The sequence below is a fragment of the Sphingomonas sp. 1F27F7B genome (assembly GCF_005503355.1).
Lineage (GTDB): Bacteria > Pseudomonadota > Alphaproteobacteria > Sphingomonadales > Sphingomonadaceae > Sphingomonas.
In genome coordinates, this window is the sequence record NZ_SCMK01000015.1 from 1 (window position 1) to 26,223 (window position 26,223).

Here is a 26,223-nt window from a genome sequence, read left to right on the forward strand (position 1 = left end):
GCGCGAGCCGCGCCATTTGCTCGTCCGTCAGCCAGTACAGGTTGCTCACAGTCAGTCTCCTTGCGGAGCCTGAATCAGATCGCACCTCTCACATCAATGGGTCCTGACCCTAGTTTCCCGACGGGATCTGCTGTTCCCCAAGGGCTCCGGGCGCTCTGGAGAATATCCCGAGCGACTGTGCGAAATTGCTGCCGCCGCACTGAGCGGTTTGTTGATATCTCAATCATCTATCGCCGCCCTCAACAATTCGGCATTGGCCCTGCTGTCGTCTTCTGCACCTGCGCGCATCAAGCGATCTGGGACTAAGGCGCCCCGTCGAGGATCTGAGCAATTCGTGTGCGCAAGGGATCTAGACCCGGGTGCGAGCGCGCGACCGATCTGGCGATCATGCGGCGAGCGGTATCGTGGGGGATGCCAGTGCGTTCCCCCAGGATGTACCCGCAGTCGTGATGGTCAAGCTGCACACGCATCGCCTCTACATGGCTGGCAGCAATGGCCGGCGTGCAATTCAGCTCTCGGCTTAGAGCGTTGCGATACGCCTCTCCTGCCAGCTCTCTAACGATCCACTTCTCAGGAGTTAGCCCATCAGCGGGAAGAACTAGCCAATCCGGATTCAACTCTCTCTCCGCGCGCTCCTCGCGAAGCCAGCCGTTGATTTGCACCTCGGTGCAGTCGCCGTCGAATGCGCTTAGCGCCGGAACCTCAGGCTGCATGCGCAGCGCGCTGCGGGGCATCCTCCATTCGGCGGCCGGAAGGAGCGGCAAGATGTCGCCGGGCACGGCCGAACCGCTTGCGGAAGCGGCTACGGCCAACGCCGCCCCAGACGATTTGCGCCCAGGACGGCCTTTGCATCCAGTCAGGCGATCATGGTTTCGGACCAGTGATCGCCTGCGTGGCGGGGTTGTCATCGATCATTGTCCAGCCAGGGCAGCTGTTGCCGCTGCACGGCTTGCCCGTGGAAATCCAGATCTTGCCGGTGCTGTGCAGCTGGAACAGGCGATTCCCGTCGCCCGCCAGCGCCCTGCTCGCAGGGTTGTTGTCGAGCATCTGCCAGCCGGGACAGCTGTCACCGCTGCACGGCGCACCCGTATAGCGCCAGATCTTGCCCGTATTGTGCAGCTGATAGAGATCCGTGCCATTCGCAAAGATCGCGATCGTGGCCGGATTGTTGTCGAGCATTCGCCAGCCGGGGCAACTGCTACCGCTGCACGGCGTGCCCGTATGGCGCCAGATCTTGCCCGTGTTGTGCAACTGGTAGAGCGCGTTGCCGGCGGCCGCAATTGCCGTGGTCGCCGGATTGTTGTCGAGCATCTGCCAGCCGGGGCAGTTGTCGCCGCTGCACGGCGTGCTCGTATAGCGCCAGATCTTGCCCGTGTTGTGCAACTGATAGAGCGCGTTGCCGGCCGCCGTGACCGTCATGGTCGCCGGATTGTTGTCGAGCATCTGCCAGCCGGGACAGCTGCCACCGCTGCACGGCGCCCCCGTATAGCGCCAGATCTTGCCCGTATTGTGCAACTGGTAGAGCGCGTCGCCGGCGGCGGAGATCGCCTTGGTCGCCGGATTGTTGTCGAGCATTCGCCAACCGGGGCAGCCGTTGCCGCAGGCAATGCCGGTCGCGCGCCAGATTCTTCCGTTCTGATGCAGTTGATAGAGCCGACCGGAATAGGTCGGTCCGGTCGATGGTGCGGGGAAACTGGCGGCCGGTGCCGTCCGCCCACGCCGGATATCGGCGGGCTTCGGTGTTGCCGGCGCGCCAACCTCCGCGTCGCGCAACATGTCGGCATCAAGCCGCGCCAGCCTTGCATTGGCTGTCCCATGCTCGACCTGCAATCGTTCCGCCGGCCGCGCTGCAGCCGCCTGGATCGTCGCGCCGGATATGTCACGCGACGCTGTCTGCGCCAATGCCGTTCCCGATAGGGTCGCTGAGAGCAATAGCAGCGCTCGTAATATTGATCGCATTTCCAAGTCCTCCCGGATAGAGAATTGCGACCGCCAAATGATATATTTTATTACTGTTGCAGGATAGTGCTGATTAACTTCATGCAGAAGAGATCAATCATCTTATGACATCGCAGATGTGTCCGAATTGGCGGCGGGAAATGAGAAAGGTTCTTCCCGGGAAACTATCCATTTTCTGCCAATTCAAGCTGCAACCGTGTCGATAGTTTCATGATCTATCTCCGATTTGGAGGTGATGTGCGGTATGGCGTGCTTGGTTGAGCGGCACCCGATACGATGGCACTGCCGAAAGCGGGCTGGCGCCGCCGGCCGGGGATGGCGGCCTCTTCGCCGCAATCCGCTGGGTACCGCGCCGCGCCCGGCCGGCGGCGTCAGGCCGCGATGTAGCGCTCCAGGAACTGCTGGTGCGCGGGCATCCGCGCCACCGCGCGGGCGATGCCGGACCTGAGCTCGCCCAGCGCGCTCCGCAACTCGCCGTCGACGATCATCCGGCCCATATGGTGATGGCTCCGCGGCTCCAGCCGCTGGCCGAGCATCACCTGCACCCAGCTGTCGACGCGGAACAGATCGTCCGAAGCCTGCCAGGCGATCGCGCCGTCGCGGAATGCCGCGATCCGCTCGGCCAGGCTGTCGGGGATCGCCATCGTCCGGCACCGGTCCCAGAAGCCGTTGTCCGCGCGCTGGTTCAGGTGATAATGGAGGATGATGAAATCGCGGATCCGCTCGATCTCGGTGCGGCCCAGCGCATTGAAACGGGCCGTCACGCCCTCGCCGATCCCGCCAAAGGGGAAGAGCTGCACGAGCCGGGTGACCGCGATCATGATCAGATGGATGCTCGTTGATTCGAGCGGCTCGACGAAGCCGCTCGCCAGGCCGAGCGCGATCACGTTCCGGTCCCACAGCTTGCGCCGGCGCCCGGCCTGGAAGCGGATGATGCGCGGTTCGATCAGCGCCTCGCCTTCGATGCGGGCGTCGAGCAGCGCGCGGGCGCTGTCGTCGTCGAGAAAATCGCGGGCATAGACCAGCCCGTTGCCCACCCGGTGCCGGAGCGGGATGCGCCATTGCCAGCCGGCCCGGTGGGCGGCGGCGCGGGTATAGGGCATTGCCGGGCCGACGGATTTCGTCTGCACTGCGATCGCGCTGTCGGTGGGGAGCCAATGGCCCCATTCCTCATAGCCTGCGTGCAGCGTCTGCTCGATCAGCAGGCCGCGAAAGCCGGTGCAGTCGAGGAACAGGTCGCCTTCGATCCGTCGTCCGGAGGTGAGGTGAAGGGCAGTGACGAAACCGGTCTCGGGATGCTGTTCGACGCGCTCGATCCTGCCCTCGATACGGTTGACGCCCAGCGGTTCGGCGAATTGGCGCAGGAAGCGTGCGTAGAGCCCGGCATCGAGGTGATAGGCATAGTTGATGTGCCCCTGTTCGGGAATGGTGAAGCGCCCGGCCTGCGCCGCCTGCAGCTCGAAGCAATAGTCGCCCAGCGCGCCGCCCCAGCCTTCCGCGCGCGCCTCGAGCCAGAAATGGTGGAAATCGCCCATCCAGGTCGATTTGCCGATCTGGCCGAAGCTGTGGAAATAGCGATCGCCTGCGCGCGCCCAATCCTCGAACGCGATGCCGAGCTTGAAGGTGGAACCTGTCTCGCGCAGGAACGCGCGCTCATCGATCCCGAGCAGCTGGTGGAATGTGCGGGCAGTGGGGATGGTGCTCTCGCCCACGCCGATCGTGCCGATCTCGTCGCTCTCGACCAGAGTGATCTCGATCAGCGGGCCGAGCAGCTTGGCGAGCGCCGCCGCTGCGATCCAGCCCGCGGTGCCGCCGCCCGCGATCACGACGCGCCGGATCGGTGCCTGGTCGTCCATCCCATTCCCCCTAGCGATTGAGCCGGTTGATCAGCTGCGCGCGCAGCCGCCGCGCCAGCGTCGCGTCGATCGGCGCGAGCGGGCCCAGGGCGTGGGGCGGCAGGTGGGCCGCGGCCCGGCCGGCGGGTCCGAAGACATAATAGTCGAACATCGCCTTCCAGCCGGCCTTCTCGGCGTCCGGGCGGTCGCGCAGGCTCAGCATGGCGTGGAGCAGCGTGGTCTGCGGCGTGTCGAGAAAGGCGGGCGCGTCGTTCCACCAATAGTTCACGAGGATGTTGAAGCGCGCCAGCGCCTCGACATGGTGCCACCAGAGCGCGGGATAGAAGAGCAGGTCGCCGGGCTCCAGTTCCGCCACCTGCGCGGCGGCCATGGCTTCGCGGAAGCGGGGATGGCGCGCGAAATCCGGATCGGCGAAGTCGACCATCGAAATCACCTGGCCGCCGGGCGTCGGCTCCAGCGGGCCGGGATAGAGATTGGCGATCTGGTCGGGCGGGAACAGGGTGAAGCGCCGGCGCCCGGCCGCGCAGACGGCCAGGTTGTGCGACATGTCGTGATGCGCATGCGCCGTGGTGCGGTTGCCGATCCAGATGCTGGCGAGCACGCCGTGCGCGAACATCGGATCGTCCAGCGCCAAGTCGTTCGCGGCGCGGAAGCCGGGGAGATGGCGGTCGAGATCGGCCGAGCCGATATAGAGGCTCTCGGCGGCGGGAGCATCGAGGCTCGCCCGGATCCGCGCGAGGAAATCGCTCAGGCCGACGCGGGCGCCCTCGAAATTGAAGCCGGTCAGCCCGGGGTCATAATGGAAGCGGCCCTGGATATCGGGCGGGCCGGTAAAGCCCACCACCGGCTGGCCGGAATCGAAGCTTGCCAGATAGGCGATCGCTGCCCGGTCGGACTCGCGGGCGGCGGCGATCAGCGGCCAATCGCGCGCAACTCCGCGCAGGATCACCGGGGCCTGGCCTGCCAGCAGCTCGGCATGGGGAATGGCGCCCGGCGCCACGCCGTCCAGCGCGCGGACAGGCGGGGCGCCGGCCGCCGCGACGTTCATGCGGCATCCCGTGCATTCTTGCGCGCGATCAGCCGCGGCATGTTGCCGAGCGAGGCGGCGAGCAGGAAGGCGGCGGCGAGATGGCCCGCCTGGTGGAGTTCGCCGAGCTCGGCCGGGCCGAGCGCGTCGAGGCGTTCGGCGGCCAGCACTTCGTGATCGCCGATCGCATAGCGGCGCTCGTCGTCGAGCATCAGTTCGAGCGTGGCCGGCTGGATCAGTCCGAGCGCGTCGAACGCCGCATATATCGGCGCGGCATCGGCCATGCCGACATGGATCGCCGCGAGCACGCGGCCGACATGGTCGAGCATCGGCGCCTGGCCGCCATGGGGCAGGAAGAGCGGCTCGCCGTCCGCGGCGCCGACGCGCGGATCGTCGAGATCGATCTGGATCACCGGCGCGGCGCCGTCCGCGGTCAGCCCGATCAGGAAGGGGCCGCGCTGGAGGCTCAGCGGAATATGGCCGCTGATCCAGCGATCGCCTTCGAGGAACAGATTCTCGTCGCGGTCGAGCCCGAGCAGGGCGACTGCCTGGAGGCCCGCATCGGGGTCGCGGCGGAAGAGGATGGGGAAGTCGCGCTGCGCGTCGGCGAATTCGGTGGGGAATAGGAGCGCCCGGTTGACTGCGTGGCCATGGGCGGCGCCGTGGCGGAACGCGACGCGGAGATCGGCATGGGCGACATTGTCGAGCGCGACCGGTCGGGTCATTCGAGCGGGATCCAGTCTGTGGAAGGCCGAACATGGCGCAAAGCCCGCCGGGCCTCAATCGGGGCGGGAGAGGGGCATGGGCGGCACGCTTCCGCCATGCCCCTCTCCCTGACCCTCTCCTCCGAAGAGGAGAGGGAGAGAAGCCGGGTCAGAACTTGAAGCGCGCGCCGAGCAGGAAGCGCCGGTCGAGCTCCTGCGCGTACCAGAGTTCCTTCTTGTCGCGGGCATAGGTCCGCACCGCCGTCTCGGTGAGGTTGATGCCCTCCAGCGTGATCGCGATCTGCGGCGTGATCTCGTAGCTGATCGATGCATCGAGCTGGCCGAAGGGCGCGGTGAACTCGGGGTTGCGCGAGCCCTGGCGGTTGATCCCCGAGAGGAACCGGTCACGCCAGTTATAGGCCAGGCGGGCCGAGATGCCGTGCTTCTCGTAGATCAGCGTGCCGCTCACCGTGTCCGAAAGGCCGAGCAGCGCGAACTGGTCTTCCGCGGGGCTGGCCCCCAGGTTGAACCCGACATCGCCGCGCACCAGCGTATAGGCCGCCGCGATGCCGATCCCGGTTCGGCCGAAGAAATACTGGCCGGCAAGCTCGACGCCGTAGATCTCGGCGTCCTTGTTGTTGATCGGCTGGGTCACCTGGAACTGGTAGAGTGGATCGCTGGCGATGCCGTTCAGATCATAGGTGTTGTTGATCAGCTTGAGATAGTCGTCGTCGAGCTGGCGCGTCGCGGCGTTGTAATGCGCGGCGAACTGCGCGGTGGCGGCGGCGACCGAGCCGGTGGCCTGGATCAGCGCCGACATCACGAACAGGTTGCCGTCGCTGGTATCGGCGCCCAGGCCGCCCAGCGCCGTCCGCGCCGCGCCCGAACGGCTGCCCGCCGCGCCCGAGCTCGGATCGCGCAGGCCGAACAGCGTCGAGTTGAACTGGCCGTTGCCGATGAAGTTGCGCACGCGCTTGTCGAAGAACGCGACCGACACATAGCTGTCCGGCTTGAAATACCATTCCAGCGAGGCGTCGAAATTGTCCGATTCGAGCGCGCGCAGCCGGGCGTTGCCGGTGGTCGCGCCGGGGATGCCGCCGTTGAAGGTCGGCCGCGGCGGGCCGCCGACGGTGGTGGAGGTGTAGAGGTTGTTGTAGTTCGGCCGGGCGATCGTCTTGCTGTACGACAGGCGGCCGATCAGGTTCTTGGCGAACTCCACCTGGAAATCGACCTGGGGCAGCAGGTTGCTGTAGCTTCCGCCGTCGCTGACGAACTGCGTCTGGTTCGAGATCGACACGGTGAAGTCATTGTCCGACACCCAGGCGATCCCGGCCGGGATCGCTTCGAGCGACGTGGTGTGCGACTTGGTGTGCTCGTAGCGGATGCCGGCGACCAGCCGCGCCGGCGCGCCGCCCAGCTCGCCCTTCCAGGTCAGCTGGCCATAGACGGCCCAGATGTCTTCCTTGATCTTGTTGTCCTGCCTGCCGGTGACGCCCACCGCATTGCCGCGGTTCGCATAATAGGGCGACAGGATCGCATAGAGATCCGAGGCGACGCCGCGAAAGGCGAGCTGCGATTCGGGATCGCCGCCCGGATTGAACTTGTGGAACTTGCACTCGAGGCAGAAGGCAGTGAGCGCCCCCGGCGCCAGCGCGTTCACGTCGCCCGGATTGGTGATGCCCCAGTCGCCCAGCGTCTGCTGGGTGGAGACGAAGGTCTGGTGCATGTCGGTGGTGCGGTAGTTGCCGCCAAAGTCGAAGCGGCTCTCGCCGCCCAGGTCCCAGCCGAAATCGGCGCGCAGCTCCTTCACCCTTTGGCGTTGTGTCGAGCGGAAGGTGCGGCCCACCTGCGAGCCCACATCGTTGATGTCGAGCGGCCCGCTGGCGCCCAGCGTGATGTCCTGCTGCGGGATGCCGCCCAGATAAGTGACCGAGTGTGCCGCGACGACATTGGCGCCCATGCCGACCAGCGTCGAGCTGTTGCCGTTCGCATTGTCCGGCGTGCTCGACGAAGTGGAGATATGGCCGTCGATCTTCAGCGTGAAGTTGTCGGCCAGCTGCCAGTCGAGGTTGAGGCCGTAATCCTCGAGCTTGCCCTTCTGCGCGCGCGACTGGGCCTCGAAGCCTTCGTCCTTCTGGCCGTTGATCGTCTCGTGCAGATAGGTGGCGGTGGCGACGGTGGGATTGCCGTCGAAGGTGACCACGTCGAACGGGCGGCTGAACCAGTTGGACAGGTCCGAACGCGTCTCGCGCTGCCGGTTCTGCGCATAGAGGGCGTCGGCGGTGATGGTCAGCGCGTCGGTGGGCCTGAACTGCACCACTGCCTGGCCGTTGATGCGCTCGCGCGTGCCCTCGGCATAGTGATAGCGGCTGTCGTTCGGGATCGCGACCAGCTGGTTCGGGTTCGACGGCGCGTTGTTGACCACGGTGCAGGTCGGCCCCGGCGTCGAAGTGGGACAGGCGCCGCCCGAACGGGCGAAGCCGCCGGTCAGGAAAGTGTCGTAGGTGACGATGTTCCAGTCGTTCGACGTGGCGGCGATCGACGTGTAGTTGCGCTTCTGATAGCTGCCGAACAGCATCACGCCGAAGCGCTGGTCCGGATCGCTCCAGCTCAGCACGCCGGAGAATTCGGGCGTCACCTTCGATCCGCAGTCGATACAGTCGTTGACGCTGGTATCGTACACCGCCTTGGCGCCGATGCTGCCGTCCAGGCCGCTCTTGCGGTCGTCGAGCGGCCTGCGCGAGACGATGTTGATCGTCGCGCCGATGCCGCCCGAGGGGACGGCCGCGCGACCGGTCTTGTAGACTTCGAGCGTGCGCACGCCTTCGGTGGCGAGGTTGGAGAAGTCGAACGAGCGGCTGGTGCCCTGGGCGCCGTCGGCATTCTGGTCGCCGCCGACCACCGATACGGCGGCGGTGGCGAGCTGGCGGCCGTTCAGCGTGACCATGTTGTAGGTCGGGCCGAAGCCGCGCACGGTGACCTGCGAGCCTTCGCCATTGGTGCGGTTGATCGACACGCCCGGGATGCGCTGCAGCGATTCCGCCAGGTTGGTGTCGGGGAACTTGCCGATGTCCTCGGCCGAGATCGCGTCGACGATGCCCGGCGCCTCGCGCTTGATCGCGATCGCGCGCTCCAGGCTGGCGCGGATACCGGTAACAACGATTTCCTGGGCGTCCTCCTGGCCGCCCTCCGCGGCTTGTGTTCTGACAGCGTTGTCGGCTTGCGCATGGGCGAGGCCGGGCATGGCGATCCCGGCGGCGATGGCGAAGACGGATACGGAATACGCAAGTATAGGCGTGCGCCTGTAACTGGTCATAACCCCTCCTCAGCGCGACCAATGCTGGACGCGACTTTCTATTTATTTCGGGCGAGCGAGATTCCTCCCTGATGTTATCGCTACCATCAACGAACAGTCTGTCAATCGGGTGAAAATGATTGGAACCGCTTCCAATTTCTGATTGATGTAAACTGTTGCATTACTGCGACAGAATGTGGCGCTGCACTGGCTCGCGGCGGGCACTACGTTGCGGGTTACTTGGGGTTTTCGATCCGGATCGGTGCAAATGCGCCACGCGATTCGAGTCATTGGGGACTCGATTCTCCCGCCGTCATCCCGGCCTTGTGCCGGGGTGACGGGGCGGGCGACGGAAAGAGCGCGGGGCGCTCTGCGCCGCCGGGATCAGTCGGGGGACCGCACCTCGTCGAGCCAGGCGCCATAGCCCTGGGCTTCCATCTCGGCGCGCGGCACGAAGCGCAGCGAGGCGGAGTTGATGCAATAGCGCAGGCCGCCCCGCTCGCGCGGGCCGTCGTCGAACACATGGCCGAGATGGCTGTCGCCGTGCGCCGAGCGCACTTCGGTGCGAATCATGCCGTGGCTGGTGTCGCGCAACTCGGCGACATTGGCGATCGGCCGAGTGAAGCTCGGCCAGCCGCAGCCGGACTCATATTTGTCGGTCGAGGCGAACAGCGGCTCGCCCGACACGATATCGACATAGATGCCGGGCGCCTTGTTGTGGAGCAGGGCGCCGGTGCCCGGCCGTTCGGTGCCGTTCTCCTGAGTCACGCGATATTGCTCGGGCGAGAGTGCGGCGACGGCTTCGTCGGTCTTGCGATAGTCGGTCATGCAAATCTCCATTCGCCGCGATATGTGGGGATCGGCATGGCAAAGAAGAAGCGCTTCCTCACCGCGACGATGGCCGATGGCTATGTGAAGACGATCGGGCCCACCGCCGCGCCCTTCACGCATTATTGGCGCATCGTCGCGCATCTTGGCGGCGGTCGGACCGAAGTGTTCTGGGGGCACGCCAAGTCGCTCAAGGAGGCGACGGGCAAGAAGGCGGCGCTCGCCGAGGCGGCGAAGCAGCGCGGCTGGGAAGGCTATGACTTCGAAGTGGTCGCGCTGGTCGAATCCTGAGCCGCGGCGAAGCGCGGGGCGGGGGCCGGCTGGACCACGCCGGCGCGCTCGATAAAGGCGCCGCGCGCGGCATTGTGCGGATGGCCGGGCGCTTCGGCCATCGAGAGCACCGGGGCGAAACAGGCGTCGGTGCCTTCCATCAGCGCACACCATTGGTCGCGAGTCCGGGTGCGGAAGATCGCGGCGAGCCTGTCCTTGAGCGCGGGCCAGGCGGCGGGGTCCATCTGCGCGTCGAAGTCGGGATCGTCGGCCAGGCCCGTCGCGGCGCGCAGCCGGGCATAGAATTGCGGCTCGATCGCCCCGATCGCGACATGCTTGCCGTCGGCGGTCTCGTAGCTGTCGTAGAAATGCGCGCCGCCATCGAGGATGTTGACGCCGCGCGCGTCGCGCCAGCCGAGCGTTTCGCGAAAGCCCCAGATCATCGACATCAGCAGCGCCGCGCCTTCGCTCATCGCGCAGTCGATCACCGTGCCCTGTCCGCTGGTCCTGGCCTGGAGCAGCCCCGCCGCCATGGCGAAGGCGAGCAGCATGCCGCCGCCGCCGAAATCGCCGACTGCGTTGACCGGCGGAATCGGCTTCTCGCCCGCGCGGCCGAAGGCGTGAAGCGCGCCCGCCAGCGCGATGAAGTTGATGTCGTGGCCGGCGGCCTGGGCGAGTGGGCCGGTCTGCCCCCAGCCGGTCATCCGGCCATAGACGAGGCGCGGATTGCGGGCGTGGAGCTCGGCGGGGCCGAGGCCGAGTCGCTCCATCACGCCGGGCCGGAAGCCTTCGATCAGCCCGTCCGCTTCCGCCGCCAGCGCGCGGACCCGGGCGATGCCCTCGGGCGATTTGAGATCGGCTTCCACCGGCACGCGCCCGCGCAGCAGCGGGTCGCGCGGATCGGGCGCGGCGCCGAGGCGGTGGACGTACAGCACCTCCGCGCCGTGATCGGCCAGCATCATCCCGCAAAAGGGCGTGGGGCCGATCGCGGCGAGCTCGACGATCCGGATGCCGGTCAAGGGGTGCATCGTTCCTCCAAGTCTCCCCCCGGTTTGCCGGGCGGACCCACTCTTCTATCGTCATCCCCGCGCAGGCGGGGATCCAGGGTGGCGCAGGAGGCCCGATGCAACCGGGCTTTGCCTTGCCTCGGGCGCCAATGCTTGCCGCGCGCATCTTGCGCGTGGCTCTGGATCCCCGCCTGCGCGGGGATGACGGATATGGTTTGGAGATCATCCACAGGCCGAGCGAGCCCCGCTCAGCGCGGCGCCATGCGGATGCCGCCGTCGAGGCGGACGTCCTCGCCATTGAAATAGCCGTTCTCGATCATGCAGAGCGCGAGCCGGGCATATTCCTCCGGCCGGCCGAGCCGCTTGGGGAAGGGGACCGAGGCGGCGAGCGCTTCCTTCACGTTCGGCGGGGCGGCGGCGAGCAGCGGGGTGTCGAAGATGCCGGGCAGGATCGTGTTCACCCGGATGCCCTCGCCCATCAGGTCGCGCGCGATCGGCAGCGTCATGCCGACCACGCCGCCCTTCGACGCCGAATAGGCCGCCTGGCCGATCTGCCCGTCCTCGGCCGCGACGCTGGCGGTGTTGACGATCGCGCCGCGCTCGCCGTCTTCCAGCGGATCGAGCGCCAGCATCCCCGCCGCCGACTTGGCGATGCAGCGGAAGGTGCCGACCAGGTTGATCTGGACCACCCAGTTGAATGCCTCGAGCGGGAAGTGGCGGATCGTGCCGTCCTCCTTGGAGCGGCTGGCGGTCTTCACGGCGTTGCCGGTGCCGGCGCAATTGACCAGGATCCGCTCCTGGCCATGCGCCGTGCGCGCGCTGGCGAAGCCGGCGTCGACGCTCTCGTCCGACGTCACGTTCACTTCGCAGAACAGGCCGCCGATCTCGGCCGCGAGAGCCTCGCCCTTTTCCTTCTGCAGGTCGAAGATCGCCACCTTCACGCCCTTCGCCGCGAGCGCCCGCGCGGTGGCCGCGCCGAGCCCCGATGCGCCGCCGGTCACCACTGCGGCGATGCCGTTGTCGAGCCTCATGATTCTCTCCCTTCTCTTTCAGAGCCGCTCGACGATGGTGACGTTGGCGATGCCGCCGCCCTCGCACATCGTCTGCAGGCCATAGCGCTTGCCCCGTCTGCGGAGCGCATGGACGAGCGTCGCCATCAGCTTGGTACCCGAGGCGCCGAGCGGATGGCCGAGCGCGATCGCGCCGCCATTGACGTTGAGCCGCGCGGGATCGGCGCCGGTATGCGCGAGCCAGGCGAGCGGCACCGAGGCGAAGGCCTCGTTGACTTCGAACAGGTCAATCTCGTCGATCGTCATGCCCGCGCGGCGCAGCGCCTTGTCGGTGGCGAACAGCGGTTCCTCGAGCATGATCACCGGATCGCCCGCAGTTACGGTGAGGTGGTGGATGCGCGCGAGCGGAGTCAGGCCGTGCGCCTTCAGCGCGGCTTCCGAGACGATCAGCACCGCGCTGGCGCCGTCGCAGATCTGGCTGGCATTGGCCGCGCTGATCACGCCGCCCTCGGCGAGCAGCTTGACCGATCCGATGCTCTCGGCAGTCGCGTCGAAGCGGATGCCCTCGTCGCGCGCGTGGATCGCCGGGCCGTCCGGCGTGTCGATCGTCAGCGGCACGATCTCGGCGTCGAAATCGCCGCGCTCGGTCGCGGCGGCGGCGCGGCGATGGCTCTCCAGCGCATAGGCGTCGAGCGCGGCGCGGCCGAGGCCGTGCTTGCGGGCCATCATCTCGGCGCCGAGGAACTGGCTGAACTGCACGCCCGGATAGCGGGCCTCCTGGCGCGGCGACTTGGGCCCGCCGAGCCCGGCCTGGGCGAAGAGCGCGACGGTCGATCCCATCGGCACGCGCGTCATGCTCTCCACGCCGGCCGCGATCACCACGTCCTGGGTGCCGGAGAGCACGGCCTGGGCCGCGAACTGGATCGCCTGTTGCGAGCTGCCGCACTGGCGGTCGATCGTCACTGCCGGCACGCTTTCGGGCAGGCGCGAGGCGAGCACGGCGCCCCGGCCCACCTGGAAGCCCTGCTCGCCGCCCTGGCCGACACAGCCCATGATCACGTCGTCGATCGCGGTCGGATCGACGCCGCTGCGCTCGACGATCGCGTCGAGAGTGGCGGCCGCCATGTCCACCGGGTGCCACCCGGCGAGCCTGCCGCCGCGCCGTCCTCCGGCGGTCCGCACGGCATCGACGATATAGGCGGTGGCTGCTCCCATGCTCCTGCTCCTGCTTCCGTTCGTGTTTTTCGAATCGGCGGTATCGCCGGAGCGTAGCGCGATATGCGGCCGGCGCGCAGTGCGATTGGCCGGCCCGCGGGCCGGGCTCGCAAATATCCCGGCCATCGCCGTGATTCCGCGGAGATTTCGCGGAAAGAGCCTTAACGCCCGGTTGGGCGGATTTCTGCAAAATGATGGAAAGACGCAACCGCCACAAGGAGCGACACGGATGCGCAACCAATTGTCATCCGCGCGTGATAATCCAACTCGGGCGGGCCGATCCGCCCAGCAATGCGAGGTGCAATGGCCCGGATCATCCATGTCGAGGCCGACGAGCGGGTCGGAGCCATGGTGCGGCGGGTGCTGGGCGAAGCGGGGCACATGGTGGAAGTGATCGATCACGGCATGCTCGCCTTCGACACGATCGCCTTCAGGAAGCCGGACCTGGTGATCCTCGACCAGGCGCCGCGGGGCGCGCAGGGGCTCGACATATTGCGGGCGCTGCGGCGGTTGCCGGCGCTGGGCCGCACGCCGATCCTGATGCTGTCGGCAAGGGGCGGCGCGGCGGCCGAGGCGATGGACACAGGCGCCAGCGGCTATCTGGTGAAGCCGTTCACGCCCGACGCGCTGGCGCAGCGCGTGCGGGACATGCTGCACGGCGACGTGCGCGCCTAGGGTTAGATCTCGATCAAGACCTTGATTTCTTTCGTCATCCCCGCGGAGGCGGGGATCCAGGGCCAGGCGCGGAGCCGCTGTGGCAGGTCCCGTCCTCTCCGGACGGCGTGCGCGCGGTGGCGCCGATATCGCGCATTACCCTGGATCCCCGCCTGCGCGGGGATGGCGGGGTTCGTTGCATGAGTCGTGACCCTAGGTTGGGACTCCAATTCTCGGGATGACCGAGAAGATGGGTTTCAGGCGCGGACGAACAGGTTCTTGAGCCAGAGCGGCCCGGTGCGGGCGGCGTCGCGCCAGTCGCCTTCGTCCTCGGCCGCATCGGCGGTATAGCCCCGCGGATCGAACAGCTTCAGCCGCGCGCCGCGATAGGCGGCGGCGTTGCGCGTCACCAGCGTCAGGCCATGTTCCAGCGCCGTGGCGGCGAACAGCGCGTCGCGCGTCTCGGCGAGCGCGAGCTGGCCGCGGCGGCGCGCGACGGCGGCGTCCAGCGGCAGGACATGGCCTTCGAAGGCGGGGACGAGCCGCTCGTCGATCCAGCTCCGCAGCATCGCGCCCGCCGCCTTGTCGCGCCGCGCCGCTTCGGCAGCGGCAGCCTCCAGTTCCACCAGCGAGATCGCCGAGAGGAACAGCCGCTCGCGAGCCACGCCCGATGCCCAGGCGGTGAGCCCCGCCTCGGCGCCGCCCGCCCGCGCCTTGCGCAGCTCGAAGACGATCGGTGTGTCGAGCAGGAACATCACCAGCGCTCCGGTGGCGCCAGCGCCGTGTCGGGCGCGCCGGCGGGCAGGGCGAGCAAGTCGACGATGCTCTCGCGCTCGCCGTTCAGCCGGCGGAACATGTCGATGCTCATCAGCACATGGGTGGGGCGCCCGCGATCGGTGACGAACACCGGCTCCGCGCGCGCGAATCGCTTCGCGGCGCTGACGTCCTGATTGAATTCGCGGCTGGTGATCACCTTCATTTCGTACCTATGTACCTAGATTGTCTGCGTTGTCATGTAGGTACGTTACTACTCTGTGCGCTCCTTGCAACACAAAGCGCGGCCGGGCCGGAAAAATGCGGGGGGTGCAGCGATTTGCAGTTGCGTGCAGCCATTGCCGCGCGCTCCCTGACGGTTCGCGACGGGCGGGAAACGCACTGCGCGAGGACTTCGGGCGCGAGGACTTCGGGCGCGAGGACTTCGGGCGCGAGGACTTCGGGCGCGAGGACTTCGGGCGCGAGGACTTCGGGCGCGAGGACTTCGGGGGCGAGGAATTGGGGGAGGTAACATGCTCGATCTGCTGAACGGTGCCTGGCACGCATTGACCGATGTGCTCAACCCGCACGGGCCTGCGGTGAACGCCGCGAAAAGCTATGCGCCCGGCGACTACAGCATCCATTTCTTCCTGCAGCTGGCGATCATCATCCTCGCCTGCCGGGTGGTCGGCTGGCTCGGCCAGAAGCTGCTCAAACAGCCCCAGGTGGTGGGCGAGATGATCGCCGGCGTGGTGCTCGGCCCCTCGCTGTTCGGCCTGTTCTTCCCCGATCTCCAGCTCGCGATCTTCCCCAAGGAGACGCGCAACGTGCTCTACACGGGCGCGCAGCTGGGCGTCGGCCTCTACATGTTCATGGTCGGCCTCACGCTCCGGCTCGATCACTTCCAGTCGAAGGCGAAGAGCGCCGCGGGCGTCTCGGCCGCCGGCATCGTCGCGCCGTTCCTGCTCGCCGCGCTGATCACGCCGTTCCTGCTCACCGTGCCCGGGCTGTTCACGCCCGGCATCAGCCAGGCCAACGCCACCCTGTTCATGGGCGCCTGCATCGCGCTCACGGCCTTCCCGATGCTCGCGCGCATCATCAACGAGCGTGGGCTGGCCAATTCCTCGCTGGGCACGCTGTCGCTCACCGCGGGCGCGTTCGACGATGCGGCGTCCTGGTGCGTGCTTGCCGTGGTGCTCGCCACCTTCGGCGCGGGGGCGGGCGTGGCGGTGCTCGCGATCGGCGGCGCCGTGCTCTACACTGGCTTCATGCTCCTCTTCGGGCGCAAGCTGCTCGCCCCGCTCGGCCGCATCGTCGAGGCGAGGGGCGAGATGAGCACCGCGATGCTCGCCGTCACGATGATGCTGTTCTGCGCCTCCGCCTTCGTCATGGATGCGATCGGCATCCATGCGATCTTCGGCGGCTTCCTGATGGGCGTGTGCATGCCGCGCGGCCTGTTCGTCGAGGAGCTGAAGAAGAAGGTCGAGCCGCTCGCCGTCGTGCTGCTGCTGCCGATGTTCTTCACCTATTCGGGCCTCAACACGCGGATGGACATGGTCAACTCGGTCGAGCTGCTGGCGATCGCGCTGGGCGTGCTGGCGGTGTCGATCCTCGCCAAGTTCGGTGCCTGCTGGGCCGCCGCCCGCATCGCCGGCGAGGACAACCGCACCGCGCTCGGCATCGGCGCGCTGATGAACTCGCGCGGACTGATGGAGCTGATCATCATCAACATCGGCCTGCAGAAGGGCATCATCGGCCCCACGCTGTTCTCGATGCTGGTCCTGATGGCGATCGTCACCACCGTGATGGCCACGCCCCTGTTCGAGCTGGTCTATGGCCGCAAGGCCCGCGAGAGCGGCGAGCTGGAAGCGCTCGACTCGACGCTGGCCGCCGCCTGAGGTCCTCCTTCCGTCCCGCGTGCACTGCGCGGGACGGGCCTTTCCGGAGAAGCATGATGCGACGAGCGCTTTTGTGCGCCACGGGGCTGCTCGCCGCCGGCGCGGCGCAGGCCCAGGAAGTGAAGCTCACGCCCAGCGCCGAAATGCGGCTGCGCTACGAGCATGTCGACCAGGACGGGCTGCCCCGCGATGCCAATGCAGTGACGCTGCGCGTCCGCCCCGGCCTGGCCGCCAGCTGGAAGGGCTGGTCGGCGCTGGTGGAGGCGGAGGGCGTGGTCGCGCTGGCGGACGGCTATAATGACGGCACCAACGGCAGGACGCGCTATCCGCTGGTCGTCGATCCCGAGAATATCGAGCTCAACCGCGCGCAGCTGCGCTATGCCGGCAAGGACGGGCTGGCCGTCACCGCCGGGCGGCAGCGGCTCAATTTCGCGGACGATCGCTTCGTCGGCAACGCGCCCTGGCGCCAGAGCGAGCAGACCTTCGATGCAGTGCGCCTCCAATATGGCAAGGCGCTCGGGCCGAGCCTCGACCTCGCCTATGGCTGGGACGTACGCACCGTCAACGGTCGCAACGGCACCGGCGCCCGGCCGGCATCGATCGGCGGCGACAATGTCTTCGCGGTCCTCGGCTATGGCACCAGGGCGGGCACGCTCAGCGGCTTCGCCTATCTGGTCGACCAGGACGATGCGGCGCTGCAGGGCTTCCGCCTGTCGAGCCAGACCTGGGGCCTGCGCTTCGCCGGCCGGCAGGCGCTCGCGAAGCATGTGTCGCTCGGCTATGTCGCCAGCTGGGCGCGGCAGAGCGATTGGCGCCGCAACCCCAATCGCTATGCCGCCGATTATTGGCTGGGCGAGCTGAACCTGAGCGCCAAGGCTCTGAGCCTGACCACGGGCTATGAAGTGCTGGGCGCCGGCACGGGCGTGGCGCTGACCAGCGTGCAGACGCCGCTGGCGTCCTATTTCAAGTTCAACGGCTGGGCCGGCAAGTTCGGCACCACGCCGCCGGGTGGACTGCGCGATCTCTATGCGACGCTGGGCTATGGCTGGAAGCAGGTGGGCCCGCTCGACGCGATCAACCTGGGCGCCACCTGGCACCGTTTCGGGAGCGATCGGCTGGGCCAGCATTATGGCGACGAACTCGACCTGGTCGTCGGCGTGAAGCGTGGCCATTACGCGCTTTCGGCCCGTTATGCGCACTATCGCGCGGACCGGTTCGCCACGGATACCGACAAGTTCTGGCTGCAGCTGGACTGGAGCTTGTAGCGTTCATTCCATGCAATTCCCCTCCCTGGAAGGGAGTGGTTAGGTTGAGAACTCAAGCAAGTATCTGATTTTCCTCCGTCATCCCCGCCTCGTGCCGGGATCCCGCTTCTTCTTCCGTCGGCAAGCCAGCGGGGCCCCGGCTCAAGGCCGGGGGAAGAGGGAAGAATATGAGTCCTCAACCTAGGTTGGAGACTCATTCAGCGACCCCCCGTCATCCCCGCGCAGGCGGGGATCCAGGACCAAGCGCGGAGCCGGTGTGGAAGGCCCTGTCCTCTCCGGAGAGCATTCGCATGATAACATCGATATCCCGCATTACCCTGGATCCCCGCCTGCGCGGGGATGACGAAAGAGAATCGGATATTTGTTTGAGTTCTCAACCTAGGGGGATGCGCGCGTTGCGGCTTGGAAGCGGCCAGGGATAAGAGCAAACGGGGTTCACGCGGAGGCGCGGAGACGCGGAGGATGTCTCGCCTTGCGCGAGCGGCAGCCTCCATCGCGACGGTTCCGCTTTCCTGGCGCCAAGGCCGTGCGACAGGCTGCCCGCGCACCAGAATCTCCGCGCCTCCGCGCCTCCGCGTGAACCAACTTCTTCTCTTCATTCCCCCGCCCGCAACCGGAAAGGATCACCCATTGATCGCCCGGATCAGCGCGCGGTGGGTCGGCAGGTCCTCGGTCGCGCGTTCGGAGAAGGTGCGGATGCGCGCGAAGAGCTTCTCCGCCGCCTCGACATTGGGGAAGTCGCCGCGGCCGCCCGACAGGTCGGTGCGAAAGTCCATCCCGTAGAGAATGTACTGATAGTTGAAGAAGGCGAAGCTCTCCAGGTCGAGCAGGAAGTCGAACCGGCCCGGCGGCCGGTGGCGCCATTGGTGCAGCAGCTCCCGCAGCTCCGCCGGGATCGAAGCGGGATCGGCATTGTCGCGCCAGAAGGGCTCGCCGCGCCGGCTCAGGCAATAATGCAGCTTCAGGAAGTTGATGATCCGCTCGTAGCGCCCGACGATCAGCGCATTGAAGCGCCGAGCCGGGGCATCGATCGGCCCGTTGTGCGGGAACAGCTCGGCGATCATGCCCACCGCCGCTTCGATCAGCACCACCCCGGTCGATTCCAGCGGCTCGAGAAAGCCGCCCGACAGCCCGACGGCGACGCAGTTCCTCACCCATTGCGCCTCGCGATAGCCGGGCTCGAACGGGATGATGCGCGCCTGATAGTCGTCATGCCCCACATAGGCGCGCAGCACCTGCGCCGCTTCGTCGTCGGACATGTGGGTGGAGGAATAGACGGTGCCGATGCCGCGCGCGCCTTCCAGCCCGATGTCCCAGGTCCAGCCCGCCTGGTGCGCGGCAGCGATGGTGAAGCTCTCGATCGGCGCGTCGGGATCGGCATAGGGGATCTTGCAGGCAAGCGCCCGGTCGGTGAACAGGATGTCGCGCACCGATTTGAAGCGGGTGCCCAGCGCGTTGCCGATCAGCTCGGCGCGGAAGCCGGAACAGTCGATATAGAGGTCGGCCTCCAGCGCGCCCTGCTCGCGGGTGACGATGCGGGCGATCGCGCCGTCCCCGCCCAGTTCGACGTCGGTCAGCAGCCCGGTTAGGTGGCGCACTCCCAGCTCCTCGGCGCGTTCGCGCAGGATGCGCGCGAGCCGGGCGGCGTCGAAATGATAGGCATAGTTGAGCGGGCCGGAGAATTCGCCCTCGCCCTGTTTCTTGGGCGCGCGGCGGCTTTCGGCGACTCGATTCTGGATCGTCACCGCTTCGGCAAAGGGCGGGCGGGTCGCTGCGTCCTGGAGCAGCCAATAGGGCACCAGGCTGGTGCCCTCGGTATAGAAGGGCGCCTCGAACGGATGGAGATAATGGTGGCGCGTGCCGTCGGGCAACGGCGCGTGCAGCCAGTCGTTGAAGCGGATGCCCTGCTTGAATGTGGCCGAAGTGGCGCGGATGAACTGGGTCTCGTCGATGCCGAGGAATTTCAGCGTCGAGCGGATGGTGGGGAAGGTGCCTTCGCCCACGCCGATGATGCCGAGCTCGGGGGATTCGAGCAGGGTGATCTCGATCTGGGCGTGATCCGCCAGGTCGAGGAAGCGCGCGAGATAGGCGGCCGTAAGCCACCCCGCGGTGCCCCCGCCGACGATCAGGATACGCCTCTTGCCCATGCGGGAAGGAGCTTAGCGCGGGGCTTCGCCACGGGCGAACGAAAACCGTCCCCTTCCCGGGGGAGGGAGGGGAGCAAGGGCGGGCTGCTATAACGCCCGGAACCGGAAATCCCGGAACTTCGCTTCTCCCGCGCCGGCCGAGTACAGCCCCGGCCGCAGCATCAGGAAGCCGCCGCGCACATTGTGATGGTAACCGGACACTTCCATCCCCCGATCGAAGCGCTTCCAGGTCTTCCCGCCATCGCCGGAGAGGTGGAAGGCGACGATGTGCTGCCGGTTGGACACCCGCATGCGCAGCCGCCGGCCATAGGGGTTGGCCGGCCGCCCGCGCTCCATGCCGTACTGGTGGGTGACGAAACGCTTCTCGTCGAAGCCCAGCCCGCAATAGAGCTTCTCGTCATAGAAGAGCACCAGCCCCGCCGTCCCGCCCGGCGCGATCTCGATGTCGCATTCGAATTCATAGCTCGTGTCGCCGGCGATCAGCAGCAGCGGCGACGAGTCCACCGGCGCCTTGCCCGAGGCCTGGAGCACCAGCGTGCCAGCTTCCGCATGCGCGCGTTCCGCTTCCGTCGGCGACGGCTTGAAGAAGTTCCACTTCCGCCCCAGCGCCAGCGGCCCCTTGAAGTCGTCCGACAGGGCCTGGCCGTGCGGCACCCGTGCGCCGCCCCCGGGCTTGCGGATCGGCTGGGACAGGTCGCCGCCGGTCATCCGGAACCAGCCGTCCGCCGTCCACTCGATCGGATCGAGCAGCGCCTGGCGCCCCAGCGTCCAATAGCCGTTCTCGAAGCCATGATAGACCGACCACCAGCTCCCGTCCGGCGCCTCGACCAGGCTGGCATGCCCGCGCGACCACCAGGCCTCGTCGTTCCTTGTGGTCCGGACGAGCGGGTTTGCGGGGCATTGCTCCCAGGGTCCGTGGATCGAGCGCGCGCGGGCCGCGATCACCATGTGCCCGGTCGGCGGGCCCGCCGTGCCGCCAACCGCGGTGATCATGTAGAACCAGCCCTTGTGGCGGTGGATCTTCGGCCCCTCGGGCGAGAAGCTCTCCACGTCCCATTCCTCGGGATAGTGCCAGGGGTCGTAGACATGCTCGACCTTGCCGATCGTGGACAGTCCGTCCTCCGAAAGTCGCACCCGGTCGCCGCCGGAGAGGAACAGCCAGCGCGAGCCGTCCTCGCCCACGGCGTGGCAGGGGTCGATATGGTTGTGCAGGCCCAGGTCGATCGGGTCGCTCCACGGCCCGTCGATATGATCGGCCCAGATCACGAAGATCGAATTGGGGCTGGCCTTCACCGGGATGTAGAGGAAGTAGCGCCCCTGGTGCTTCTCCAGGCTCACGGCCCAGACCGCGCCGATGTTCCGGGCGAGCGCGGCCTTGCGCGGCTGCCAGTTCACCAGGTCGCGGCTGTGCCAGATGGTGAGGCCGGGATAGGAATCGAAGCTTGAGAAAGTCATGTAATAGTCCGCGCCGTCCTTCAGGATGGCGGGATCGGGATGGTCGCCGGCGAGCAGCGGGTTCAGGAAGCGCCCGTCGCCCAGGTCGCAGATGCGCTGGTTGTCGAAGCCGGGCTTCCAATCGGGGATCGAAGCGTCCGGAAGCGTCGCATCGGGATGCGCCGGGGCCGCCCGCGCCTCGCCCGGCCGCAGCAGCGCCGCCGCGCCTCCGGCCAATGCCACGCCAAATGCCCCGCGCCGGCTGATGTCCATGCAGTTCCTCTCCTCTGTTGGAACTTATGACACCGATGTCATCCGGAAGGAAGGGTCTTCGATCGCGCAACCTTTGCGCGGGATGGTGACTGTTGTGTCCACTTCGGCGGGAAGTCGAATATTTCCTATTATTGTTGGAAATGCCGTGCCTACAAACGATGCACGTTTGAGGGGGCGGACGCGGATGCGGCAAACCACGCTATCGGTGGCATTGGAAGTGAAGCCGGAGAGCTTCGACCATCTGTCGGGCCTGCTCGACGCGCTGCGCGACCGCCGCAGCCAGAACCCGTCGGGGGGCACGGGCCCCTATGCCGATTTCCTGACGACGGTGCCGGCCGTGCACTTCCTGTCGCTCAGCGTGTTCCCGGGCTTCGACTATGATCCGCTCTTCGTGATCGAGGCGAATTTCGACGGTGCGCCCGGGCCCTTCTGGGCGCAGCTGGAAGCCGCGATCGGGCCGGACCTGCGGAGCTTCCTGCGCTGCTGCAAGCGCCCGCTCGATCATACCGGCCCGCTGTTCGACGCAGTGACGGCGCCGGATGGCCGCGCCCCGATCGCCCCCTATCTGGAGGCGCGGACGCTCACGCCCACCGTGTTCCATCACGGCAATCGCGGCATGACGCGCGACCGCATTCTGGCAGAGGGCAAGCTGTTCCTCGCCACCCGCGCCGAGCTGGCATACAGCAACGATGGCGGGCCGAGCCCCTATCGCAAGCTCACGCCCGTGGAGATTCATGCCCGGCTGCGCGCCGCGCTGCTCCCGCAATTCGGCTGGCTCGGCCAGAAGGCGCCCGCGCGCATTCCGCTGGCGCAGAGCATCGGCGACTATGCCCGGCTCGCCCTGTTCGCGCTGGCGCTGGTGTTCGCGCTGTCCATCCCCGGGCTGATCCTGAAGAGCCAGCTCGCCTGGCAGCATTATGTGCTGCTCTGCCTGGCGCTGTTCGCGCTGTTCACCGGCCTGCTCTACCGGATGGGCAAGGCGCTGCCCGGCACGGCGACGCCGACCCGGTTCAGCTTTCTCGGCTTCTTCCTCAAGAAGCTGCTGGTGCCGGTGGCGGTTGCGGCGGCGGCCTATGTCGCGGTCGCGGCCCTGCTCGCCGCGCCCTTCTGGTCGGCGCTCGCGCACAAGCCGTTCTGGGCGGCGTGGAAGGATATGGCGATCTGGGCCGGGTGGAGCGCGGGCAGCGTCGCGGTGGTGGTGGCGGGCGTGCTGGTCTGGCTGCGCTGGCTCGAGCGGCGCGACGCCTCGCAGGACGCGCCGCCGGTCGATCCCTGGATGCTGCGCGAGATGGCGCGGCGTGAGGACTGGATTCCGCAGAACCACATGGGCTCGGTGGTGCTGATCAAGCCGGGCGTGCTGCGCACCGTGATCATCCGCATGGGGCATCGCGGCCTTCATTTGCTGCTGCGCGTGCTGCCCAAGACGCGCCAGGGCTATCTGGGCTCGATGCGGACGATCCATTTCGCGCACTGGGCGCGGGTGAACAACAACAGCCGGCTGATGTTCTTCTCGAACTTCGACCAGACCTGGGAAAGCTATCTCGACGATTTCATCGAGAAGGCGCATGCCGGCCTCACTTTGGCCTGGAGCTGCGGGGTGGGCTTCCCGCCGACGCGCTTCCTGGTGAAGGACGGCGCCAGCCATGGCCGCCAGTTCAAGGAATGGGCGCGCCATTCGATGGCGGTCAGCCGCTTCTGGTATTCGGCCTACAAGGACCTCACCGCGGAGCAGGTGGAGCGGAACTACCGCATCGCCTGTGGCCTGAGGAAGAAGCAGCTCAGCGAGAAGGAGGCCGCGGCGTGGATCAACGACCTGTGAGCGAGGGCGGCGGCACGCGGAGCTGGCACCTCGCCGCGCCGGACAATGCGCAGACCCAAGGACTGGTGGTGAGCGGCTTCGCGGCGCTGCCCACCGGCCGCGCGCTGTTCCTCGAACTGGGCTGGAAAGGCGTGAAGAAGCAGGGCGGCGGCGCCTGGCTGGAGGCGTTGCGCAAGGTGGCGCGGGTGACCGACGCCGAGAAGCCCGATCCGCGGGCGGCGGCGATGGGCTTCACCTGGTCGGGGCTGCGGAAGATGGGGCTGGGCGCCAATGCGCTCGCCTCGTTCGATCGCCCGTTCAAGGAAGGCATGTTCCAGGAGGATCGGCTGCGCCGGCTGGGTGATCGGCGCGGCGACGATTGGCAGGGGACGGTGATCCCCGGCGGGCCGAAATGGAGCGGCAACACCCCGCTCGACGCCGCCGCGGCGGACGACGAGGCGCGCGCCTTCGACGATCGGCCGGAGAATCCCGAGCAGCGAGTGAAGACGCCGCTGACCGTCCATGCGCTGCTGCTGCTCTATTGCGAGCATGACGAGGCGGCCGAGGCCTGGTGCGAAGAGGTGAGCAGGGCGCTCGAACCCTTTGAAGTGAAGGTTGCCCATCGCCTGCCGCTCGACCTGCGGCTCGATCCGCAGGGCATCGCCCGCGAGCATTTCGGCTTCGCCGACGGCATCTCGCAGCCGATCCCGTTCGAGCCTGGCAGCGTCGTCTATCGCGACGGCGGCGACGTGCCCAAGGATTACTGGAACGGCGTGCCGCTGGGCGAGGTGCTGATGGGGCATCTCAACGGGCATAACGAGATCGCACAGGGGCCGGTGGTTGCGGACGGGGCCGGCGACACTGCCGGGCTGCCCCCGCATCCCAAGGGCGTGGGCTTCCGCGATCTGGGGCGGAACGGCAGCTACATGGTGGTGCGCGAGCTCAAGCAGGACGTCTATGCGTTCTGGGAATCGATGCGCGCCGCCGCCCGGCACATTCGCGAGCGCGATCCCGAGGGCTCGGCGCATGTCACCACCACCTGGCTCGCCGAGCGCGTGGTGGGGCGCGACACCCATGGCAATCTCCTGTGCCCGATGGGCGGGACGATCCCGGTGGCGGACAATGATTTCGGCTTCTGGGACCGGGATCGCCACGGCATGGGCTGTCCGCTGGGCAGCCATGTCCGCCGCGCCAATCCGCGTGACGGGCTGGCCCCGGTCGAGGCGGACAGGCAGACGCTGCTCGACGCGGCGAACAACCACCGTATCCTTCGCCGCGGCCGCAAATATGGCAAGACGATCAGCGTGCCGCCGACGCCCGACGATGTCGATCGCGGGCTGCTGTTCATCTGCCTCAACACCGATATCACGCGCCAGTTCGAGTTCGTCCAGCAGACCTGGGTGCTCAACCCGAATTTCGCCACGCTCTATGACGAGACCGATCCGCTGATCGGGCCCAAGGGCACGATGACGATCCCCGAGGATCCGCTGCGGCGGATCATCGAAGTCGAGACCTTCGTGCAGATGGCGGGCGGCGAATATTTCTTCCTGCCGAGCATGCCGGCGCTCGACTATCTGGGCTCGCTGTGAACGCGCTCGCCTCGCGCGCGGTGCTGCGCCCCGGCAAGAGGGGGATCGCGCGCTGGATCGAGGAGCGGGTGTTCGCGCTGATGCCCTATGCCTTTGCTTTCCTGCGGCGCTGGAAGCCGGTGGCGAAGTTCGGCGGCATGGTGCTGACTTCGCGCCATGACGATGTGCGCGAGGTGTTCGCCACCGATCCGGTGTTCGGTGTGCCCTATGCGCCCAAGCTCGACGTGATCATGGGCGGCGAGCCCTTCTTCCTCGGCATGGCCGACACGCCGCTCTATCACCGCGACACCGATGCGATGCGCACGGTGGTGCGCCCGGGCGACTTGCCCGGGCTGGCGCAGAAGGCGGAGGCGATGGCCGAGGCGATCGTCGCGGCGGCGCCGGGGCGGATCGAAATGGTCGATACGCTGGTCCGGCGCGTGACCTTCAGCGTGCTCGGCGATTATTTCGGCGTGCCCGATCCGGCGGGGGGCGATCTGCGGGTGTGGGGCACGCGGCTGTTCGAGTTCCAGTTCGCCGATCCCAAGGGCGATTCGGCGCTGCGTGCGGAAGTCGACCAGATCGCCCCGGCGCTGCGCGCGCATATCGACAGCGAGATCGCGAAGCGGAAGGCAGTGCCGGGCAAGGACGATGTGCTGTCGCGTTGCCTCGCCCAGCAGAAGAAGGGTGTACCGGGCTTCTCCGATGTGGAGATCCGCACCAACCTGATGGGCTTCATCGTCGGCGGGCCCCCCCAGCCGCCGATGGTCGTGCCCCAGGCGATGGAGCAGTTGCTGCGCCGGCCCGCTGCGCTGGCCGGAGCGCAGGCGGCGGCGCGGTCTGGGGACGACGACTTGCTCTGGGGCTATGTCCAGGAAGCGATGCGCTTCGATCCGCTGGCGCCGGGGCTGCCGCGCAACGTGCTGGTCGATGGCGTGATCGCGCGCGGCACGGCGCATGAGACCGGAGTGAGGGCGGGCGACACGGTGCTCGCGGCTTTCGCCTCGGCGATGATGGACCCGCGCCGGCTGACCGATCCGGCTCGCTTCGACCCGCATCGTCCGGCGAGCGACTATATCCATTTCGGCTATGACCTGCACCAATGCTTCGGCCGCCACATCAACCGGGCGACGTTGCACATGATGCTCAAGCCCTTGTTGAAGCGCGCGAATCTGCGGCGGGCGCCGGGCAGCGCCGGGCGGCTGCTCAAAAACGGTCCCTTCGCGGAGTCGCTGACCCTGGCATTCGACTAGCGTCCCCCT

Annotated in this window: 21 protein-coding genes; 7 read left to right on the plus strand and 14 right to left on the minus strand. The window is 67.4% G+C overall.

Annotation, left to right across the window (positions count from 1 at the left end; genetic code table 11):
• Positions 1-302 precede the first annotated feature (302 nt).
• The 7 genes from FFS08_RS14550 to msrB all read right to left on the minus strand — a co-directional run bounded on the left by FFS08_RS14550 (position 303) and on the right by msrB (position 9,669).
• Positions 303-779, minus strand: coding sequence for a hypothetical protein (locus tag FFS08_RS14550; RefSeq protein WP_137862343.1), 477 nt, complete (start codon positions 777-779; stop codon positions 303-305).
• 85 nt (positions 780-864) lie between these two features.
• On the minus strand, positions 865-1,902 hold the full coding sequence (locus FFS08_RS14555; RefSeq protein ID WP_137862344.1) for a hypothetical protein: 1,038 nt from the start codon (positions 1,900-1,902) through the stop codon (positions 865-867).
• Between the two features lie 428 nt (positions 1,903-2,330).
• Positions 2,331-3,815: a tryptophan halogenase family protein gene (locus FFS08_RS14560; RefSeq protein ID WP_137862345.1), complete on the minus strand. Its 1,485-nt coding sequence runs from the start codon at positions 3,813-3,815 to the stop codon at positions 2,331-2,333.
• A 10-nt stretch (positions 3,816-3,825) separates the two neighbouring features.
• Positions 3,826-4,863 (minus strand): cupin-like domain-containing protein, encoded by a 1,038-nt coding sequence (locus FFS08_RS14565; RefSeq protein ID WP_137862346.1) that lies wholly within the window; start codon positions 4,861-4,863, stop codon positions 3,826-3,828.
• The gene (locus tag FFS08_RS14570; RefSeq protein ID WP_137862347.1) at positions 4,860-5,567 is read right to left on the minus strand and encodes a SapC family protein; all 708 of its coding nucleotides are present in this window, start codon (positions 5,565-5,567) and stop codon (positions 4,860-4,862) included. Before FFS08_RS14570 ends, FFS08_RS14565 begins: the two co-directional genes overlap by 4 nt.
• Positions 5,568-5,715: 148 nt before the next feature.
• Positions 5,716-8,862: a TonB-dependent receptor gene (locus FFS08_RS14575; RefSeq protein WP_137862348.1), complete on the minus strand. Its 3,147-nt coding sequence runs from the start codon at positions 8,860-8,862 to the stop codon at positions 5,716-5,718.
• A 363-nt stretch (positions 8,863-9,225) separates the two neighbouring features.
• Positions 9,226-9,669, minus strand: coding sequence for a peptide-methionine (R)-S-oxide reductase MsrB (msrB, locus tag FFS08_RS14580; RefSeq protein WP_137862349.1), 444 nt, complete (start codon positions 9,667-9,669; stop codon positions 9,226-9,228).
• A 36-nt stretch (positions 9,670-9,705) separates the two neighbouring features.
• On the opposite strand from msrB, the gene FFS08_RS14585 reads away from it, so the two are divergent.
• On the plus strand, positions 9,706-9,960 hold the full coding sequence (locus FFS08_RS14585; RefSeq protein ID WP_137862350.1) for a hypothetical protein: 255 nt from the start codon (positions 9,706-9,708) through the stop codon (positions 9,958-9,960).
• On the opposite strand, the gene FFS08_RS14590 is transcribed toward FFS08_RS14585, so the two are convergent.
• The 3 genes from FFS08_RS14590 to FFS08_RS14600 all read right to left on the minus strand — a co-directional run bounded on the left by FFS08_RS14590 (position 9,924) and on the right by FFS08_RS14600 (position 13,171).
• Positions 9,924-10,967 (minus strand): CaiB/BaiF CoA transferase family protein, encoded by a 1,044-nt coding sequence (locus FFS08_RS14590; RefSeq protein WP_137862351.1) that lies wholly within the window; start codon positions 10,965-10,967, stop codon positions 9,924-9,926. The genes FFS08_RS14585 and FFS08_RS14590 overlap by 37 nt on opposite strands.
• A 227-nt stretch (positions 10,968-11,194) precedes the next feature.
• Complete coding sequence (locus FFS08_RS14595; protein ID WP_137862352.1) at positions 11,195-11,977, minus strand: SDR family NAD(P)-dependent oxidoreductase; 783 nt, start codon at positions 11,975-11,977, stop codon at positions 11,195-11,197.
• An 18-nt stretch (positions 11,978-11,995) separates the two neighbouring features.
• Complete coding sequence (locus tag FFS08_RS14600) at positions 11,996-13,171, minus strand: acetyl-CoA C-acetyltransferase (protein ID WP_137862353.1); 1,176 nt, start codon at positions 13,169-13,171, stop codon at positions 11,996-11,998.
• Positions 13,172-13,474: 303 nt separating this feature from the next.
• Between FFS08_RS14600 and FFS08_RS14605 the strand changes: the two genes are divergently transcribed.
• Entirely contained in the window at positions 13,475-13,846 is a 372-nt protein-coding gene (locus tag FFS08_RS14605; protein WP_171012617.1) for a response regulator transcription factor, read from the plus strand.
• A gap of 236 nt (positions 13,847-14,082) precedes the next feature.
• On the opposite strand, the gene FFS08_RS14610 is transcribed toward FFS08_RS14605, so the two are convergent.
• Together FFS08_RS14610 and FFS08_RS14615 are read right to left on the minus strand one after the other, a co-directional pair.
• A complete protein-coding gene (locus FFS08_RS14610; RefSeq protein WP_137862355.1) occupies positions 14,083-14,580 on the minus strand; it encodes a PIN domain-containing protein in 498 nt (165 codons plus the stop codon).
• Entirely contained in the window at positions 14,580-14,804 is a 225-nt protein-coding gene (locus tag FFS08_RS14615; RefSeq protein WP_137862356.1) for a type II toxin-antitoxin system Phd/YefM family antitoxin, read from the minus strand. The genes FFS08_RS14610 and FFS08_RS14615 overlap by 1 nt, the downstream gene beginning before the upstream one ends.
• Positions 14,805-15,111: 307 nt before the next feature.
• On the opposite strand from FFS08_RS14615, the gene FFS08_RS14620 reads away from it, so the two are divergent.
• Positions 15,112-16,476 carry a cation:proton antiporter gene (locus tag FFS08_RS14620; RefSeq protein ID WP_137862357.1) on the plus strand — a complete coding sequence of 455 codons (1,365 nt, stop codon included), beginning with the start codon at positions 15,112-15,114 and terminating at the stop codon, positions 16,474-16,476.
• 56 nt (positions 16,477-16,532) lie between these two features.
• A complete protein-coding gene (locus FFS08_RS14625; RefSeq protein ID WP_137862358.1) occupies positions 16,533-17,741 on the plus strand; it encodes an alginate export family protein in 1,209 nt (402 codons plus the stop codon).
• A gap of 623 nt (positions 17,742-18,364) precedes the next feature.
• Here the strand turns inward: FFS08_RS14625 and FFS08_RS14630 are convergent.
• Both FFS08_RS14630 and FFS08_RS14635 read right to left on the minus strand, forming a co-directional pair.
• Positions 18,365-19,888 (minus strand): tryptophan halogenase family protein, encoded by a 1,524-nt coding sequence (locus tag FFS08_RS14630; RefSeq protein WP_137862359.1) that lies wholly within the window; start codon positions 19,886-19,888, stop codon positions 18,365-18,367.
• An 87-nt stretch (positions 19,889-19,975) separates the two neighbouring features.
• On the minus strand, positions 19,976-21,595 hold the full coding sequence (locus tag FFS08_RS14635) for a family 43 glycosylhydrolase (protein WP_137862360.1): 1,620 nt from the start codon (positions 21,593-21,595) through the stop codon (positions 19,976-19,978).
• A gap of 184 nt (positions 21,596-21,779) precedes the next feature.
• Here FFS08_RS14635 and FFS08_RS14640 point away from each other — a divergent pair, with 184 nt between their 5' ends.
• Genes FFS08_RS14640 through FFS08_RS14650 form a run of 3 tightly spaced genes read left to right on the plus strand, consistent with a single transcriptional unit; the run spans position 21,780 to position 26,214 of the window.
• Positions 21,780-23,414, plus strand: coding sequence for a hypothetical protein (locus FFS08_RS14640; protein WP_137862361.1), 1,635 nt, complete (start codon positions 21,780-21,782; stop codon positions 23,412-23,414).
• Entirely contained in the window at positions 23,396-24,982 is a 1,587-nt protein-coding gene (locus tag FFS08_RS14645; RefSeq protein WP_137862362.1) for a Dyp-type peroxidase, read from the plus strand. The genes FFS08_RS14640 and FFS08_RS14645 overlap by 19 nt, the downstream gene beginning before the upstream one ends.
• On the plus strand, positions 24,979-26,214 hold the full coding sequence (locus FFS08_RS14650; RefSeq protein ID WP_137862363.1) for a cytochrome P450: 1,236 nt from the start codon (positions 24,979-24,981) through the stop codon (positions 26,212-26,214). The genes FFS08_RS14645 and FFS08_RS14650 overlap by 4 nt, the downstream gene beginning before the upstream one ends.
• The last annotated feature ends 9 nt before the right edge of the window (positions 26,215-26,223 follow it).

Excerpts from the sequence above, each read along its gene's own strand:
- FFS08_RS14570 (WP_137862347.1), bottom strand. The coding sequence starts at position 5,567 with ATGACCCGACCGGTCGCGCTCGACAATGTCGCCCATGCCGATCTCCGC.
- FFS08_RS14620 (WP_137862357.1), top strand. The coding sequence starts at position 15,112 with ATGCTCGATCTGCTGAACGGTGCCTGGCACGCATTGACCGATGTGCTC.
- FFS08_RS14615 (WP_137862356.1), bottom strand. The coding sequence starts at position 14,804 with ATGAAGGTGATCACCAGCCGCGAATTCAATCAGGACGTCAGCGCCGCG.
- FFS08_RS14630 (WP_137862359.1), bottom strand. The coding sequence starts at position 19,888 with ATGGGCAAGAGGCGTATCCTGATCGTCGGCGGGGGCACCGCGGGGTGG.
- FFS08_RS14595 (WP_137862352.1), bottom strand. The coding sequence starts at position 11,977 with ATGAGGCTCGACAACGGCATCGCCGCAGTGGTGACCGGCGGCGCATCG.
- FFS08_RS14585 (WP_137862350.1), top strand. The coding sequence starts at position 9,706 with ATGGCAAAGAAGAAGCGCTTCCTCACCGCGACGATGGCCGATGGCTAT.
- FFS08_RS14640 (WP_137862361.1), top strand. The coding sequence starts at position 21,780 with ATGCGGCAAACCACGCTATCGGTGGCATTGGAAGTGAAGCCGGAGAGC.
- FFS08_RS14605 (WP_171012617.1), top strand. The coding sequence starts at position 13,475 with ATGGCCCGGATCATCCATGTCGAGGCCGACGAGCGGGTCGGAGCCATG.
- FFS08_RS14610 (WP_137862355.1), bottom strand. The coding sequence starts at position 14,580 with ATGTTCCTGCTCGACACACCGATCGTCTTCGAGCTGCGCAAGGCGCGG.
- FFS08_RS14575 (WP_137862348.1), bottom strand. The coding sequence starts at position 8,862 with ATGACCAGTTACAGGCGCACGCCTATACTTGCGTATTCCGTATCCGTC.
- FFS08_RS14600 (WP_137862353.1), bottom strand. The coding sequence starts at position 13,171 with ATGGGAGCAGCCACCGCCTATATCGTCGATGCCGTGCGGACCGCCGGA.
- FFS08_RS14625 (WP_137862358.1), top strand. The coding sequence starts at position 16,533 with ATGCGACGAGCGCTTTTGTGCGCCACGGGGCTGCTCGCCGCCGGCGCG.
- FFS08_RS14565 (WP_137862346.1), bottom strand. The coding sequence starts at position 4,863 with ATGAACGTCGCGGCGGCCGGCGCCCCGCCTGTCCGCGCGCTGGACGGC.
- msrB (WP_137862349.1), bottom strand. The coding sequence starts at position 9,669 with ATGACCGACTATCGCAAGACCGACGAAGCCGTCGCCGCACTCTCGCCC.
- FFS08_RS14560 (WP_137862345.1), bottom strand. The coding sequence starts at position 3,815 with ATGGACGACCAGGCACCGATCCGGCGCGTCGTGATCGCGGGCGGCGGC.
- FFS08_RS14590 (WP_137862351.1), bottom strand. The coding sequence starts at position 10,967 with ATGCACCCCTTGACCGGCATCCGGATCGTCGAGCTCGCCGCGATCGGC.
- FFS08_RS14635 (WP_137862360.1), bottom strand. The coding sequence starts at position 21,595 with ATGGACATCAGCCGGCGCGGGGCATTTGGCGTGGCATTGGCCGGAGGC.